At 43.4% G+C, this 16,212-nt stretch carries 17 protein-coding genes; all 17 read right to left on the reverse strand.

The window, feature by feature from the left end; all coding sequences use genetic code 11:
- Positions 1-54: 54 nt before the first annotated feature.
- On the reverse strand, positions 55-378 hold the full coding sequence (locus V3V99_04850; protein MEE9441977.1) for a cupin domain-containing protein: 324 nt from the start codon (positions 376-378) through the stop codon (positions 55-57).
- An 18-nt stretch (positions 379-396) separates the two neighbouring features.
- The gene (locus V3V99_04855) at positions 397-951 is read right to left on the reverse strand and encodes an isoprenylcysteine carboxylmethyltransferase family protein (protein MEE9441978.1); all 555 of its coding nucleotides are present in this window, start codon (positions 949-951) and stop codon (positions 397-399) included.
- A 79-nt stretch (positions 952-1,030) separates the two neighbouring features.
- Complete coding sequence (locus V3V99_04860) at positions 1,031-1,510, reverse strand: hypothetical protein (protein ID MEE9441979.1); 480 nt, start codon at positions 1,508-1,510, stop codon at positions 1,031-1,033.
- Positions 1,511-1,644: 134 nt separating this feature from the next.
- Entirely contained in the window at positions 1,645-1,932 is a 288-nt protein-coding gene (locus V3V99_04865; GenBank protein ID MEE9441980.1) for a GIY-YIG nuclease family protein, read from the reverse strand.
- A 90-nt stretch (positions 1,933-2,022) separates the two neighbouring features.
- On the reverse strand, positions 2,023-2,925 hold the full coding sequence (locus V3V99_04870; protein MEE9441981.1) for a DUF58 domain-containing protein: 903 nt from the start codon (positions 2,923-2,925) through the stop codon (positions 2,023-2,025).
- 61 nt (positions 2,926-2,986) lie between these two features.
- Positions 2,987-3,727, reverse strand: coding sequence for a hypothetical protein (locus V3V99_04875; GenBank protein ID MEE9441982.1), 741 nt, complete (start codon positions 3,725-3,727; stop codon positions 2,987-2,989).
- A gap of 199 nt (positions 3,728-3,926) precedes the next feature.
- Complete coding sequence (locus V3V99_04880) at positions 3,927-6,248, reverse strand: ABC transporter permease (GenBank protein MEE9441983.1); 2,322 nt, start codon at positions 6,246-6,248, stop codon at positions 3,927-3,929.
- 162 nt (positions 6,249-6,410) lie between these two features.
- Positions 6,411-7,367 carry an isoaspartyl peptidase/L-asparaginase gene (locus V3V99_04885; protein MEE9441984.1) on the reverse strand — a complete coding sequence of 319 codons (957 nt, stop codon included), beginning with the start codon at positions 7,365-7,367 and terminating at the stop codon, positions 6,411-6,413.
- A gap of 6 nt (positions 7,368-7,373) precedes the next feature.
- Positions 7,374-8,402 (reverse strand): alpha/beta hydrolase, encoded by a 1,029-nt coding sequence (locus V3V99_04890; GenBank protein ID MEE9441985.1) that lies wholly within the window; start codon positions 8,400-8,402, stop codon positions 7,374-7,376.
- A gap of 85 nt (positions 8,403-8,487) precedes the next feature.
- Positions 8,488-8,967 carry a hypothetical protein gene (locus V3V99_04895; protein ID MEE9441986.1) on the reverse strand — a complete coding sequence of 160 codons (480 nt, stop codon included), beginning with the start codon at positions 8,965-8,967 and terminating at the stop codon, positions 8,488-8,490.
- A 626-nt stretch (positions 8,968-9,593) separates the two neighbouring features.
- Positions 9,594-10,592 carry a MoxR family ATPase gene (locus V3V99_04900; protein ID MEE9441987.1) on the reverse strand — a complete coding sequence of 333 codons (999 nt, stop codon included), beginning with the start codon at positions 10,590-10,592 and terminating at the stop codon, positions 9,594-9,596.
- Between the two features lie 236 nt (positions 10,593-10,828).
- Complete coding sequence (locus tag V3V99_04905) at positions 10,829-11,263, reverse strand: polymer-forming cytoskeletal protein (GenBank protein MEE9441988.1); 435 nt, start codon at positions 11,261-11,263, stop codon at positions 10,829-10,831.
- On the reverse strand, positions 11,253-12,032 hold the full coding sequence (locus V3V99_04910; GenBank protein ID MEE9441989.1) for a M23 family metallopeptidase: 780 nt from the start codon (positions 12,030-12,032) through the stop codon (positions 11,253-11,255). Before V3V99_04910 ends, V3V99_04905 begins: the two co-directional genes overlap by 11 nt.
- Before the next feature lie 4 nt (positions 12,033-12,036).
- Positions 12,037-12,885, reverse strand: coding sequence for a ParB/RepB/Spo0J family partition protein (locus V3V99_04915; GenBank protein ID MEE9441990.1), 849 nt, complete (start codon positions 12,883-12,885; stop codon positions 12,037-12,039).
- Complete coding sequence (locus V3V99_04920) at positions 12,878-13,639, reverse strand: AAA family ATPase (protein MEE9441991.1); 762 nt, start codon at positions 13,637-13,639, stop codon at positions 12,878-12,880. Before V3V99_04920 ends, V3V99_04915 begins: the two co-directional genes overlap by 8 nt.
- A 78-nt stretch (positions 13,640-13,717) precedes the next feature.
- Positions 13,718-14,299, reverse strand: a complete 582-nt coding sequence (locus V3V99_04925) for an RsmG family class I SAM-dependent methyltransferase (protein ID MEE9441992.1) — start codon at positions 14,297-14,299, stop codon at positions 13,718-13,720.
- Positions 14,292-16,190: a tRNA uridine-5-carboxymethylaminomethyl(34) synthesis enzyme MnmG gene (mnmG, locus tag V3V99_04930; protein MEE9441993.1), complete on the reverse strand. Its 1,899-nt coding sequence runs from the start codon at positions 16,188-16,190 to the stop codon at positions 14,292-14,294. Before mnmG ends, V3V99_04925 begins: the two co-directional genes overlap by 8 nt.
- Positions 16,191-16,212 lie beyond the last annotated feature (22 nt).

The raw sequence follows: 16,212 nt of genomic DNA on the forward strand, positions 1-16,212 counted from the left end.
AAAAGGGCTGGAGATTCTCATTGTTTTAATCCGAGAATAATCTCCAGCCTTTTTTTATGACATATATTCTTCACGCACCGGCATGAAAATATCAACCGCCACTGAATCTTCCAATACTTCGGCCATATGCTCGACATTTGATGGAAATTGCCAGCTATCGCCGGGCTCGGCCAGAAATTCTTCCCCTTCGCATTCGAATCTCAGCTTTCCCGAAACCAGATACCCGATCTGTTCATGCGGATGCGAATGGAGCGGCACCGCACAACCTTTTTTGAGATGAAATTCGACCAGCGACATATTTTCGCCGTAGGATAAAGTCTTCAGATTTACTCCATCCAGCGGCTCTTTATAATTTGATGAATCTTTTTTATAAAACATAATCTTATCCTTTCTGCATCAGAATAAATATGGTACAAACATTTTTGTTCGCTTCATATATTCCCTGTAGTCATCGCCAAAGAATTTGATATTCTCCGACTCTTCAAACTTTGCTGTTATAAATAGAAAGAGTGTTGCGATTAAGGCAAGACAAATTGTTATGATTGATATATGTTTGAAAAATGCTCCCCATGTCAAGAACAAGAGCGAGCTGTAAATCGGATGACGGATGTATCGATATGCCCCGACAGTCACCAATTTTGTAGTTTTTTCAATGCCATAAAGTGTCGGATCGTCGCGGTTACTATTTGGTTTTCCAATGGTTATTAATAATCGTGTTCCGACAATAACCAAAACCGTACAAGCAATTAATAAAAACCAGGAAATCAGTTGATTTATACTCAATGGATTTTCAAACCAGTGTCTAAAGTTCAGGATTATGATTATCAGTATAGCTTCCCACGCAAAGAAACGATAGAATCCGTGCGAACGGAAATTTCGCAAAGAATTCCGCGATAACCACAATATCCCCGCCGACACGACTATGAAGATTATGATTTTATATTGAAGCATTATACCGCCTCAAATGAAAACTAAACTGCCACAGCAAGTTGCCGGACACTCTATTTTTTATGAATGCCTCAGATTGTATTTAAGATATTCCTTTTGCATATAGCTCTAAATTCAATTGTTTACACTTCTCCTCAAATTCCGATTGCACCTTTTCCAATTGTTCCATATATATTGAGAATAGAATCCAATCAAACTTCTCATCTGTTTTCTTTAAATACAAGTCGGCGTGTTCGGCATAAGTGATAAATTCTTTATAAATATTAACTAAATCAGTGCTTACGTTACAGGTATCAATCATTCTTAAAGAATCTAACATATCGCTGATTGAATTTTCAAACATAATTTTTATCTTAAGTTTTAGCGAATCATTTGGGGGATTTGCAAATATCGGTCGAATGTTGTCCTCATAATATTTTCCTTGAATATAAAATGCCTTAATGACGTCATCTGCAAATTTCTGATTGATTTTATATTGGCTATTTGTTTCTGTACACCCATAAAAAAGCAGGAGCAATGTAAATGAAATAGTTATTAGTTTCGCAATAGTTGAAAATTTCATTTTTATGTTACTCACTCATGTCGTTTTTGTTTTACAAATTTAGCACAACAACCAAAACCAAGTCCCCAACTGTCATTCCCGAGAGCGGAGTCCCGTCAGGGACGAAGCGAGTCGGGAATCCAGAAAAAAATATTTTAGACCAGTTTATTGTACAAATCTTTCCAGCCTGGATTAGATTCTTCGATTAATCTCAGTTTCCATTTACGATTCCACTTTTTCATTTGTTTTTCTCGTGCTATAGCAGATTCAACATCGGAAGTTTGCTCAAAATAGACTAACTTGTGTATACCATACTTTTTGGTAAACCCTTCAATGAGTTTGTTCTTGTGTTCGTATGCCCGACGAACTAAATCATTGGTGACTCCGATATAAAGTGTTCCGTTTCGTTCGCTCGCCATGATATAGATGTAGTACTCTTTCATAATTTCACTGGATACCCGCCTTCGCGGGTATGACAAAAATGTATTCTCAGTTGCATATACACTACGCGACAGCCAAAAAGTGACGAGTCACTAAAACAATCTCTCCCGCTTCGACAAGAACGCGTACAACGCTTTATCAAACGGAGTCGATGTATCCAATAAATGATAATCGGCGCGGGCCTGGCGGCATTCGGACTGGATATAATCGGTCATCTTTTCAAATTGCGCCTGGTAATCCTTTTTTATCTGCCACGGCAGTGTCGTGATTTTTTCGCCGGTTTCCATATCCTGAAAAATCGCCTCTCCGGCAAAAGCAAAATCGCGCTCGCGGGGATCGAGGAGGTGAAAAACGATAACTTCATGATTGCGATGCCGAAAATGTTTTATGCCCGATACGATCTTTTCAGGGTCGTCGAATAAATCCGATATAATAATCACCAGCCCCCGGCGACGAATCCTCTCGGCCATCTCGTGCAGAGGCAGCGCCAGATCAGTCGTTGATTCGGTTTTCAAATTGGAAAACTGGTTGAGAAGTACATGCAGATGTCCTGTCACCGACCGGGGCGGAATATATTTGTCGATTTTATCGGCGAACGTCACCATCCCGACTGCGTCGCGCTGTTTGAGCATCAGATACGATAGCGATGCTGCCAGCGTCAGGGCGTAATCGAATTTGTTGACCAGTTTTTTATCCGATGAGTAGCCCATCGAGGCCGAGCAGTCCAGCAGGAGATATCCCTTGAGGTTAGTTTCTTCCTCGTACTGCTTGATATAGTACCGGTCGGATTTGGCGTACACTTTCCAGTCGATATCGCGGATCGAATCGCCCGGCATATATTGCCGATGTTCGGCGAACTCGACTGAGAATCCATGATACGGCGATTTGTGCATCCCGGCGATAAATCCTTCGACGACCATCCGTGCCTTGAGTTCCATCCCCTTGAGCTTCGACACCGTATCCGGCGACAAATATTTTCTGTAGTCAGTTTGCATAGTTAATTAAAATATCCTTTTCGGGCGCCTCATGGTCGCCACTGCAATATAAGCATAAATTCTATTTCCGCTTTGCTTTTATCTCCTCCAGCAATTTTTCCGCTTCAGCGATCTCTGTTTCGAAATCATAAGTATACATCAGCTCATCTTGAATTGCTTCCAAAGCACGCATTTTCTTGATATAGATTTCGGCGTAATACTCCGCTTTTTCGAAATTCTCGATTTCAACAAACATATTAATCAATGTGAGATATTCTTCATAATTGCATAGTTCGAACAGTTCTACCCGCAAAGCTTTCAAGTACTCCGCTTCCGCTTGATCATAATTCTTCGATTCTATAAATATCTTGGCCTTGATCAGGTGAATATAGTAAATGTCGTCCGCCTGTTCGTAATATTGTCGGGCCTTTGTTAGCTCTCCCCGTTTTTCATAAATCTGCCCCAGCCAATGATTGAGATAGTATTCGCTTCCATAAAATGGAATTTTGTAATTTCCGATTTCGGCTGATTTTAGAAAATATTTTTCGGATATATCCAGTTCATCCATATAAAACGCGAGATAGGCCAGCTCATACAAAAAATCGGCGTTGGTTTCGTTTTTGGGAAGTAGCTTCAGCCGTGATTGATATTCCTCTTTACTTATTGTAATATTTGGTGTAGAAGGTGGGCCAAATGCAGATTCAACCGAATCTGAATCATCGGCAAAAATCGCCGAGGCAAATAAAAATAGAAGGCTTATACAGTTAATGCATATCATGAGAATTGCGCATAATGTTGATAATCCAATTATTCCTTTACGCATAATTAATTCCCCTCCTTATATGCAATAAAATTGTAAAAATCATTCCCCATTGTTTATACAAATTAACATCGCCAAATCGACGAACAAATTCAATATAACTCATTCCCGCGCAGCGACAACTCTTGAGTTGTCGTTACACAAATATATTTAGTGGTTGGTTCGAAATCCTAGAATGTAATCCCGCTGTGAGGGCTCAGTTCTATTCGTATTTTAACGTTTCTACCGGGTTTGTGTTTGCGGCTTTAAACGCATAAAAACCGGCGGTAAGAATCGCGATAAGCATAGTTATAATTCCCGGAATCACAAAATACGCCCAGGAAACATTTATAGTAAAGGCGTAGCTTTCAAGCCAGCGTTTACAGGCAATGTAAGCCAACGGCCATGAAATGATACAAGCCAGACCAACCGCATAGACAAACTCCTTTAATATGAGCTGTACAATACCGATCACGTTAGCCCCGAGAATTTTACGAACTCCAATTTCCTTGATTCGTCTGCGGACAGCATAAGACACGAGGCCGATAAGACCAAGAATCGACATAAAAATGGCCAAACCGGATGCGATTGCAAATATCTTGCCAATCCGTTTTTCTGTTTGATAGTGTCTCCCAATGGCTTGATCGGAAAAACGAACTTCTATCGGGTAGTCCGGAATGTGCTTTTTAATTATGCCCTGGATATTATCTGCGGTTCGTAGAATATTGCCGGATTCGACCCTGATAGCCAGAATATCCGACCAGTCGGGCCTCATAGCCAGGACTAAAGGCTGGATTTCATAGTGCAATGATCGAAAATGATAATTCTTGACAACGCCGATAATCCTGCCTTCCCGGTCCTGGCATGAGAAACGTTTTCCGATTGGTGACTCCATCTTCATGGCCGTGACCGCGGCCTCGTTGACAATGTAACCTTGTTCAAGATCGGTGGAAAAATCTCTTGAAAAAAACCGACCCTCTTCCATTTCAATGCCAAAAACATCCGCGAAGCCATAACCTGCCGCCTGAACTCGAAAAATGATTTTTTCACCTTCTTGCTGTCCCTCCCATTTCACGTTATTTGTTGAAGTTTCCGGACTATCAAGCGTGGTATTGGTAAAGGTATAATCGGCAATATCGGGATTATTATCAAAATCATTCATAATCGGGCCAACATGCCGAAAAAAGTCACTTTGCAGGTAAACATACAAAATTGTGCTGTGATCGTATCCGAGGTCTTTATTTTTTATATAATCCAGCTGGCTATAAATGACAGCAACAGCCACCAGCAGAAAGATAGACACGGCGAATTGGCCTATTAAAAGGACGCGTCGGAATATTGATTTTTGTGACTTGTCATTGAATGTCGAGCGAAGGACTTTGATCGGTCGAAAAGATGAGAGAATTAGAGAGGGGTATATCCCCGCGATAATACCTGTGGCCAGAATAATTCCAAGTATTCCCAATATGATTACCGGATTGCCAAATGGATTAAATAAAATTTCTCTGCCAATCAATTCGCCAAATTGCGGACTCAAAAGTTTTACTATGCCCATTGCTATTATTGCTGAGGATAAAGCCACAAGGACGGTTTCACCCATAAATTGCAATATCAGGTTTGCCTTGCTGGCGCCAACGACTTTTCTTATGCCAACTTCTTTAGCGCGGTCACTGGCTCTGGCCGTAGATAGATTGATATAATTGATGCAGGCTGAAAGTAATATCAGAATAGCGGCGGCGATTGATATATAAACATATGTTATCAAAGGAGCCCCGCCCCGGTCGCCATATAGATGAATATCGGTAATTGGTTGAAATATTATTTGCCTTTCAAAAGAGCGTTCATCGGCGAATTTCTGTACTTTAGCACGCAAAGCACTAACGTCAATGTCGGGATTAACCTGAATGTATGTGTACATATCGCCATCGGTCCAACTGTCCATCTGGGGAAACCAGGAAAAAATAACATTTAGGAAGTTTACATTGACTAATCCATCAAACTGTATATGCGAGTTAAAGGGTACATCTTTAATAACGCCGCTAACAGTTAGCGGTTCTCTTTTTTCAATTTGTATAATTTTCCCTATCGGGTCTTTATCGCCGAAGATACTATTGGCCAAGGTTTCCGTAATTATTATCGATTCGCCTGAGGCCAAAGCGTTCGCGGGATTGCCTTTTACAAATTCATAGGAGAAAATATCCAGAAATGATGGATCGACACAATGAATACGTCCATTAAGTGATTTATTATCATACGTAAGTTGCCACCAGCGGTGATGTACGCGGGTTGAGTTGGTAATTTCAGGATAAGTTTCTTTCAAATATGGTGCAACCGCCGCTACCCATAATCTCCCGTGTTCGGTCTTCGCTCGATAAATATGGTCGGCGTTTTTGTGAATTTTCTCGTAACTTAATTCCCCTTCAACCCAAATAAAAATCATAATGCAGCAGATAAATCCTGCCGCCAGTCCGGCAATGCTTATAAAAGTCTGTCCCTTGTGTTTAGTTAAATTTCTAAATGCTGACTTGAAATAATCAATAAACATGCGGACTCCTTACCACTTATTCACTTGACCTTTTTACGTATTAACTTAATAGAGGTTACCCAAAATATTTAAGATTGATCGGCAACCCATCCAGTATCCGCCTGATAAAATTCTCACAATCCCATTTATTACAGTATTAGACGATTCATATGGGCAAAGAGTTTATTCCCGATCTGAAAATATTGACAGTTTCTTCGTGCCGTCGGCGAGCACGTAACCCCGGTACATGCCCTTTGAATTGAACGGCATGGCGATATTCCCGGCACGGTCGATAGCAATCACTCCCCCCGAACCGCCCAGCTCAGTAAATTTTTTCATAATCACAAAATCGGCGGCATCGGCAAGTGGCATATTTTTGTATCCCATCAAAGCAGCGATATCATAGGCGATCATCCCGCGCATGATATACTCGCCGACTCCGGTCGCCGAAACGGCGCAGGTGTTATTATCGGCGTACGTCCCGGCTCCGATCATCGGAGTATCTCCAATACGGCCATGCCGTTTGTTGGTCATCCCGCCGGTGGATGTCGCCGCGGCGAGGTTGCCGCTTTGGTCAACGGCTACCGCTCCGACCGTGCCCATCTTATCTTTATCATCCGAATGATCCAGTTGCGTCGCCGGAGCCGAAAGGCTCTTTTCCCTCTTTAAAGCCTTTTGTAACTGTTCATACCGAAACTCGGTATCGAAATAAGTCATATCCTCAACCAGCGTCATGCTGTTAGATGCTGCAAACTTTTCGGCTCCCTCTCCGGCAAAGAGGATGTGTGGGCTTTTGTCATATACTAACCGCGCCAGCAGAATCGGGTTTTTGATGCGCCGGACATTGGCGACCGCCCCGACGTTTTTGGTCGCGCCGTCCATGATGCAGGCATCCTGCTCGTGACCGCCGTCATGAGTGAACACGGCGCCGACGCCGGTATTGAAAAGCGGGGAGTCTTCCATCACGACCACCGCCGCCTGGGTAGCATCAAGAGCCGTACCACCTTTTTTGAGAATCTCGTATCCGGCTTTGAGCGATTGCGTCAACCCGTCGAGATATGCTTTTTCTTTTTCGGGCGTCATTGACGCCCGAAGTATCGTCCCCGCCCCGCCGTGTATTGCAATTGATAAATTAGTCATAACGTTTTATTTTTCCATTACATTTCGTACTATTTTTATCAGTTCATCCTGGTATTTCTCTGGCTCATCCAAATTCGGCCAGTGCCCAGAATTGTCAAACCAAATCATCTTTTTATTCGGGGCCTTCAGTTTTGCAAAAAATCGTTCAACGATTTCAAACGGAGTCACGAAATCATATTTTCCGGTAAAGAAATATACCGGAACCCTAATTTCATTTAGAGTTTCAGAAAAATTCACCTCCATTACTTCGTTCCACATGATCGAATTGGTTTGAATAAATGCTTTCATGAAATTCTGTTTATCTATTTTCGTATAATGAGGAGATTGACTCATTATCTTCATCAAATCAGGGTATGTAATATTAATCATGGCCCCGCCATATTTGGTAAGATATTGTCTCTGGGCCGCCAGACTACCGAATCCGCCACTGTACGGAGGCGGCCCGATATTTTCGAGTGCAGCCACCGCTTCTGAATCCGCTCCTTCTTTTGCCTTCTCAAGAGTATATTGATAAGAAAGTGTTTCGCCTTCCGTGGAATTCACAACCTGTCCCATTCCGATATAAGCATGAATTAATTCCGGATAACGCTCGGCGGTATATAATCCCAATATTGTTCCCCACGATTGCCCGATCAGGAACAACTTATCTTTTGAAAATCGTTTTCGAAGAAATTGAATTAATTCATGCGTGTCTGATAAAAACTGTTCTAAATTCAATGTATTAACATCAACGCTATCGTTGAATGATTTTCCCGCCCCTCGCTGATCCCAATTAACAACGATAAAATGTTTTTCCAGGCGGGGAGAATCGAAATGTGTATACGGCATTTCGGGATATCCCGGTCCGCCATGAAGAAACAAAAGTATAGGATTATTTAAATTATCGCTTCTCATAAGAATCCATTGATTAGTACCGCCCAAATTAACCTCCTCTAATGAATTTATACTGGAAGCATTTGAGCCTAATGAAGATATATTGCAGGCAAATAATATGATTATCTCAAATAATACGGTGTATTTAATTAGCCGTAGCATTTTTCAAAATCCTCCTCTTTTGTAGATGGCAGTCGTCCTCCTGCCCCGCCCCGCCGTGTATCACAATTGAGTAGTTGGTCATGGGTTAGTTTACTTTATTGGCCACGTTGAGTAAGTCCTTTTTTGAAAGTAAACCAGATTCTATTAACTTTTCTAAAAGAAAAAGTATTTGCTCTTTATCTAAAACGGGTGGCCCTCCTGGGCCATGTCCATGTTTTAGTGCACCTGATTTTCGCCGATTATTTTTATCATATTGTCTTGTATCTTTAAAATAATGAAAATGAGCTCCCGAAATAGTGTTCGAATCTTCTGAATTGGATACTAAAAAGACGTAAGGTGAATAAGAAGGAATTTCTGATGGAAGTATTAATACTCTTTTGATCCAACGCTCCCATTTTTCTGATTTTTCTTGTAGGTCACTCTTTTTATTAATTGAAGTATTGGGATTATCACAGCAATTAATAATCAGTTTACCATCTTCATCAATGTGATTTTTGATCAGATCATCGATGTTGTATGCAATTTTAGTTGCATCACAATTGGAGCATACAATTTTGTATCCCATACTTCCTCCAAATTGAAAATATTGAAAAACTACAAGTTTGATTCATTGCATTGATATACCATATCAAGTGCGAATCACTCCGTGTGCTAGACATAAGGAGTTACTGAATTTTATAATAGTGTTGTTGTTTTTAACCATAGAATCGTTCCGATAGTCCATCCAAGAAAATCCCCTATTAAATGTGCAGTTTCCATATAAATATCATGTTTATGATCATAAGAGTCAGATGTTTTGTTTAGTTCATGCAAATGTCTAACTTTACTTAGACCTTTTTTTGCGAGATACAACCTATGCCGGTCGTTCCAGATCATCATTATACCGGGAATAATAAACATTAGCCAACTAGGTTGACAATCCAACCATTCTATAATTTGAATTGCCAAAAAAATCACACCGGCAACTGCGGCAACATCGAATAAAAATATAATAAAGGGTGAGATTTTTTTGATTTTATATAACCGCGTTCTAAATAACAATGTTATAGGGAATAATGGTATGTCTTTTAATAATATGCATAGATATGCAATAATGTATGATGATATTCTAATCAGGATATCCATTCCTATCCTTTCACCTACTAAAATTAATAATTTGTAGCGCAGGATTCAGAAATTACCAAATAACACTTACGGCTTCTCTTTCACTGTCTCAAGTAACTTATTTATAATCGCAATCGTGTCGATGCCTTCGGCTTCGGCATTGAACGAGGTTACGATGCGGTGGCGAAGAACGGGGATAGCCGCGAATCTGACATCATCCACCGACGGCGTCGGGCGGCCGTCCAAAATCGCTCGCGTTTTGGCGGCGAGAATCAAATATTGCCCGGCCCTGGGCCCTGCGCCCCATGACACCCAGTTTTTGATAAAATCGGGCGCGCCGTCTTCGTTAGGTCGCGTCGAGCGCGCCAACCGAACCGCGTATGATACCAGATGCTCGGATACCGGAACTGTCCGGACCAGATTTTGAAGCGTTATGATCTGTTCGGCGCTCAAGGATTTTTCGAGTTCCGCTGTCGGAGCCGCCGTCGTGGTCATCACGATTTCTTCTTCTTCGGACAAAGACGGGTAATCGACATAGACATTGAACATAAACCGGTCGAGCTGCGCTTCCGGAAGCGGATACGTCCCCTCCTGCTCAATCGGATTCTGCGTCGCCAGGACAAAAAACGGCTCGTCGAGCTTATATGTCGTTCCCGCCGCGGTGACTTCATGCTCCTGCATCGCCTGAAGAAGCGCCGCCTGTGTTTTCGGAGGCGTTCGGTTGATTTCGTCGGCCAAAATTATATTGGCAAAGACAGGACCATGCACAAATTTGAATTCGCGCTTACCGGACGCATGATCTTCTTCGATAATCTCCGTCCCGGTGATATCGGACGGCATCAAATCGGGGGTAAACTGAATCCGGTTGAATTTCAAATCGAGAATTCGGGCCAGAGTCGATATAAGTAGTGTTTTGGCCAACCCCGGAACACCGACAAGAAGGCAGTGTCCCTGCGCCAGAAGAGCAATAAGAAGTTGCTCCACAACAGCTTCTTGGCCGATAATGACCTTTGCGATCTCGCTTTTAATCTGGGAATATGAATTCTGTAATTCCTGCAGAGCCTGAGTGTCGTTTGTATTGGTCACGATCTATTAACCTCCAAAATAGGTACAAGTTTTCGAGAAAATAGTATTTCGTACAAAACGCCTGAAAACGGCGCAAATAAAGAGATTGGCGGACATTTGCATTAAAATCGGCCTAACCTCAAATAGGAGTTGAAATTGTGGATAAATGCTTTACCGCGCCTTTATCGAGAATACATAACACAATGTATAACAACAAATTAACGACATTTCCACAATATTGTGTGGTTTATCCACATCTACTTGACAGTTTCAGATGTATCTTTTCGAACTTTGGCGGCTGCTTCGGTGTAACTATTGGTCGAAATCGACTCGCCTTCCTTCATATTGCACGAGCCGCAAAATACAGCGCCCTGTTCAATAACCAGCGATTTGGTCTTTATGTCACCTCTAATTTCGGCCTGGGCCTGCAGTTCGACTTTTTCTTTGGCAACGACATTGCCCTTGAGCTTCCCGGCAATCGACGCGTTGCGGCAATTGACCTCGGCCTCGATATTTCCGCCGGCGCCGATTGTAACAGTATCTTCGCAATTAACCTGGCCTTTAATCCTGCCGTCGATGCGAAGCGGACCCTTGACGTCAATTGTCCCGGTAATGGTCGAGTCCTTGCCGATAATGGTGTTCATTTTTCCATCCATTTTGATCTCTTCGTTTTTATTGTTTTTAATCTTCATACGCAAAATACTTTATAGGGTTAACAGCCTTTCCGTTAATTCTGATTTCATAATGCAGATGCGGGGCCGAGCTTTGTCCGGTGTTGCCCGATAGCGCGATCCGCTGCCCCGCGAAAATCGTATCGCCTGCCTGCACCAGAAGAGCGCTATTGTGACCGTACAGCGTTTCGATACTATCATTGTTTTTGACAATCACCGTTTTGCCAAATTCATCTCGTTCTCCGGCAAAAACCACTTCCCCAAAAGCGGACGAATAAACCGGCGAACCGACCGCCATCGCCAGATCAACTCCCTCGTGACGCTTTCCCTGAATTTCCGAATACCCGCGCGTGATCCATCCTATCGCGGGAAGCCCATCCGGAATCGGAGAGGACGGCGGCAATGATCTCGATATCGATCCCGGGCGAGTCTGAGTATGGCTTTCGGTAAACGTTTCATCTTCGCCGTATAAATCAGCTAACAGGACCGAATCCAATCCCGCTATAGCGGCGACGTCGGCCATAAGCTGGCGCGTCTCCAAAAGCGATTGTTCCAGTATCTGAACTTTATACTGATAACGCCTGAGCGATTCGTTCTCCTCAGCCAATCGCTCGGCATCGGCCGCCATGGAAACGATATTAAAATATATAATCACATACGCGATCGGCGCGACCAGGACCAGACCGATAAATACTATCAGCGTACGATAAAACCAGACCGCCAGGCGAAACCGTTTCGGCTCCGCCTGATCATCCGGCACAATCATGAATGTCAAATAACGTCCGGCCATTTCTTTAAGACAGTTTCCTCATCATATCAAGTAATCGGTTCAAATCCTCATCACCATAATACTCTATTTCTATACGGCCTTTTTTTAAACCGGGTACAATTTTTACCGCCGTACCGAGAATATGTTTCAAAAACGTCTCGGCGTCCTCGATCCCCGGCGGTTTTCTTTTAATCACCAGGCGACGCCGCTTCGATTGACGGGCCATGTTCTCCGCCTGCCGTACCGACATCGTTTCCGAAATAATTTTCTGCGCCACCTTGTTGCGTAAATTCGAATCGCTCACCGACAAAATCGCTCGCGCGTGCCCCTCGGTCAATTTGCCCTCAATAATCAACTGCCGGATATTATCGGGCAGAGTCAGAAGCCGCAGAGTATTTGTGACCGAAGCGCGGTTTTTTCCGACCTTGTCCGCCAATGCCGATTGAGTGATGCCACATTGCTCGATGAGAGCCTGGTAAGCCTGAGCCGTTTCTATCGGATTGAGATCCTCGCGCTGGACATTTTCAATCAAGGCCATCTCGAGCATTTCGTTTTTACTCAAATCACTCATGATCAAAGCGGAGATTTTGTCAAGCCCGGCGATTTTAGCCGCCCGAAACCGACGTTCCCCGACGATGAGAGTGAATCCTCCACCTTCTTTCTTTACTAATATCGGCTGCAGCATCCCCCGCGATTTGAACGATTCGGCCAATTCCCCGAGAGAATCATTATCGAATGATTTACGCGGTTGATGCGGATTGGGTGCGATCCGATCCAAGGGAATCGATTGATACATTCCTTCCGATTTCTCTTCCTTGTCCGCGGTCGGGATCAAAGCTTCCAGCCCGCGCCCTAATGCGATTTTACTACCCATGACTCAATATCTCCTTGGCAAAAGAAATATAGTTTTGCGCTCCGGTGGACAATATATCATATAAAATAATAGGCTTTCCGAAACTGGGCGCCTCGGATAATCGGACGTTGCGATTGATGGCCGTTTGATAAACTTTGTCGGGAAAATATTTGCGCGTTTCCTCGGCAACCTGGCGCGACAAATTCAAACGGCCGTCATACATCGTGAGAAGAACGCCCTCGATTTTCAAATCGGGATTGAGATGTCTTTGAACCAAATTTATGGAGTTTAACAGTTGCCCCATACCCTCGAGGGCATAATACTCGCATTGAATGGGAATAATGATCGAATCGGCGGCGGTGAGGATATTCAATGCCAGAAGTCCGAGAGAGGGTGGGCAGTCAATAATTATATATTCGTAATTATCTACTATCTGTCCTAATATCTCTTTTAGTTTTTGCTCCCGGGCTACCATCGGCACCAACTCGATCTCGGCCCCGACCAGGCGCACATGCGAAGGAAGCAAATTCAGATAAGATAATTCCGTGGAAACGATCGCGTCGGCCGCTCCCGCCGCACCGATTAAAACTTCATAAGCGGTCGTGTCGTCATCTTTGGGGCAATATCCCAGGCCGCTGGTCGAATTGGCCTGGGGGTCCATATCCAACAAAAGCGTTTTCTTTTCGGCCGCCGCCAGACAGGAGGCGAGATTAATCGCCGTCGTCGTTTTTCCGACGCCTCCTTTTTGATTGGCCACCGCCATTATTTTGGCCATATATCCTCGCTGTCCAAAACATCCGTGTTAAAATGTTAGAGTATCAATTTTTATAACGCGGCGCAACTAATTTTTTAATTAAATTTCGGCGAGAGTAATTCTTTTTAATGATGAGTTATCTAACTTATAATCAATCATTTGAACAAGATTATACAAATCAGCCGGAAAGTTGAGGCCATAATGAATAAGGCGCGTATTCTGAGAAGCGAGCTTTTTAATGTCAGGAAAAATTTTCCCATCAAGACTAATGCGGCGGGAGACAACCAGAGAATAATTATTTTTGTTTGAAATCTGAGATAAGTCACAGTTTCGAATATCGGCCTCCAGGCCAAGCCGATTCAACGCCAGAGCAAGAAAATCGGCCTTTTTGTTTGACCTCTCTGCCAGCGTAATTTCTAATTTAGAAATAGCCAAAAGAAAAGGAATTGAAGGTATGCCCCATCCGGAGCCGATATCGAGGATTGTATCGTCATTTTTAATCCAGCCCAATTTAACCGGAATTAAAGAATCGGCGATGATTTGCATTAAATCATCCCGTTCCAAGTTTCTGGAAAATAGGTTGAAGCTCCGATTAGCCTTTTCGACCAAATCCAGATAAATATCAAGCTGGGACATATTGATATACTTTTCGAGCAATTGTTTGGAGGAATAGTTAATCATGGTTCGGCCCGGGTGTTTCACGTGAAACAATATTGAGGTTATGCTGCTTTATATGAATAGTCAAAACCGCAATATCAGAAGGAGTAACTCCCTCAATCCGCCCGGCCTGTCCCAGTGTTTGAGGCTGGAAGCGCGTCAATTTCTCTATCGCCTCGGTCTTCAAGCCGGATAAACGGGTAAAATCCAGGCTATCGGGTATTTTAATACTCTCGTTTTTCCGTTTACGCTCAATCTCACGGTCCTGCTTTTCAAGATATCCTCGATATTTAATTAATATCGCCGCTTTCTCAAATATATCCGGATACTCTTTCAAGCCGTTTCCGGAACTTAGCTCAAATAATCTCTCAGGTTCAAAATCGGGACGGCAAAGCAAATCGGCCATCGTCAAGCTTCCTCGCCTGGTCTTCAGGCCAAATTTTTCTTTTAAAACTATGGATGAAAACTTCTGCTCCTTCAGATAAGTTACCATCTCCGTTAATCTTTTACTATAGTCGCCAATCAACATTAACTCATCTTCTGTATATATCGAAAACTTCTTTCCGTGCTTTGCCAGCCTGTCGAGGGCATTATCTTCCCGCAATGCCAGCCTGTATTCAGCCCGGCTGGTGAACATGCGGTATGGCTCGGAGATATTCCGGGTGACCAGATCATCGAGCATCACGCCTATATACGCTTCATCCCGACCGGGAACAAAAGGCTCCTCGCCAGGAATTGACAACGATGCGTTTAATCCGGCTACCAACCCCTGTGCCGCAGCCTCTTCATAACCGGAAGTTCCATTAATTTGCCCGGCATGAAAAAGTCCCTTGATTAATTTCGTCTCAAGCGAAGGTTTTATCTGATAAGGAGGAACGAAATCGTATTCGATGGCATATCCCGGTTGAGTTATCTCTGCCCGCTCAAGCCCAATAATCGTCTTAACCGCTTTATATTGAATGTCTTCGGGCAATGAGGTCGAAAATCCGTTCAAATAAATCTCATCCGTTCCGACTCCTTCAGGCTCGATAAAGATTTGATGTCTGGGTTTGTCGGCAAACCGCACGACTTTATCTTCGATTGAGGGACAATACCTCGGACCGGTTCCTTTAATTTGTCCCGAGAACAGGGGTGCCCGACCGATATTTTGATGAATAATATCTGCCGTTTCCTTTGTCGTATAAGTCAGCCAGCAAAGATAGTCATTTTTCAGATCCGGATTTTTATGGTACCAATGAGAAAAATACGGGGGAGGATTCATTCCCGGCTGCTTGTCAATTACATCGTAATTAATCGATTTGCCATTGATGCGGGGGGGCGTTCCGGTTTTCAACCGGGCCGTTTCGAACCCGGCCTTATTCAAGGATTCCGTCATGCCAATCGAAGCTGGCTCATTGCGTCGCCCAGCCTGAATTGTTTTTTTACCGATATGAATCAGTCCGCCAAGAAAAGTCCCAGTGCATAGAACAACTCGTTTGGAATATACATTCCCGCCCCTTTTCAGTTTTAATCCAATTGCCTTATGCTTTTCGATCAATAGGCCAATCGCTTCATCTTCAATAACTTTAACACCTTTTAGCGAAGCAACGTAATCGCTGATGTATTTACAATGGACTCTGCGATCACATTGAATTCGTGTCGAGCGAACGGCCGGACCTTTGGATAGATTAAGCCGCCGGAACTGAATTCCGGAATAGTCGGCAGCTTTACCGATTATCCCGCCGAGAGCGTCAACTTCGCGAACTAAATGCCCTTTGCCGACTCCGCCGATAGCGGGATTGCATGACATCAGGGCCAGTTTGGATTTATCCATCGTGACCAAACCGGTTTTCATACCCATCCGATGGGCGATCATTACCGCTTCCGTCCCCGCGTGACCGCCTCCGACTACCAGTATGTCAAAATCATATTTCATAAATTCCAGGAATATATAGCAT

It is taken from the genome of Candidatus Zixiibacteriota bacterium, assembly GCA_036480375.1.
Lineage (GTDB): Bacteria > Zixibacteria > MSB-5A5 > GN15 > JAAZOE01 > JAZGGI01.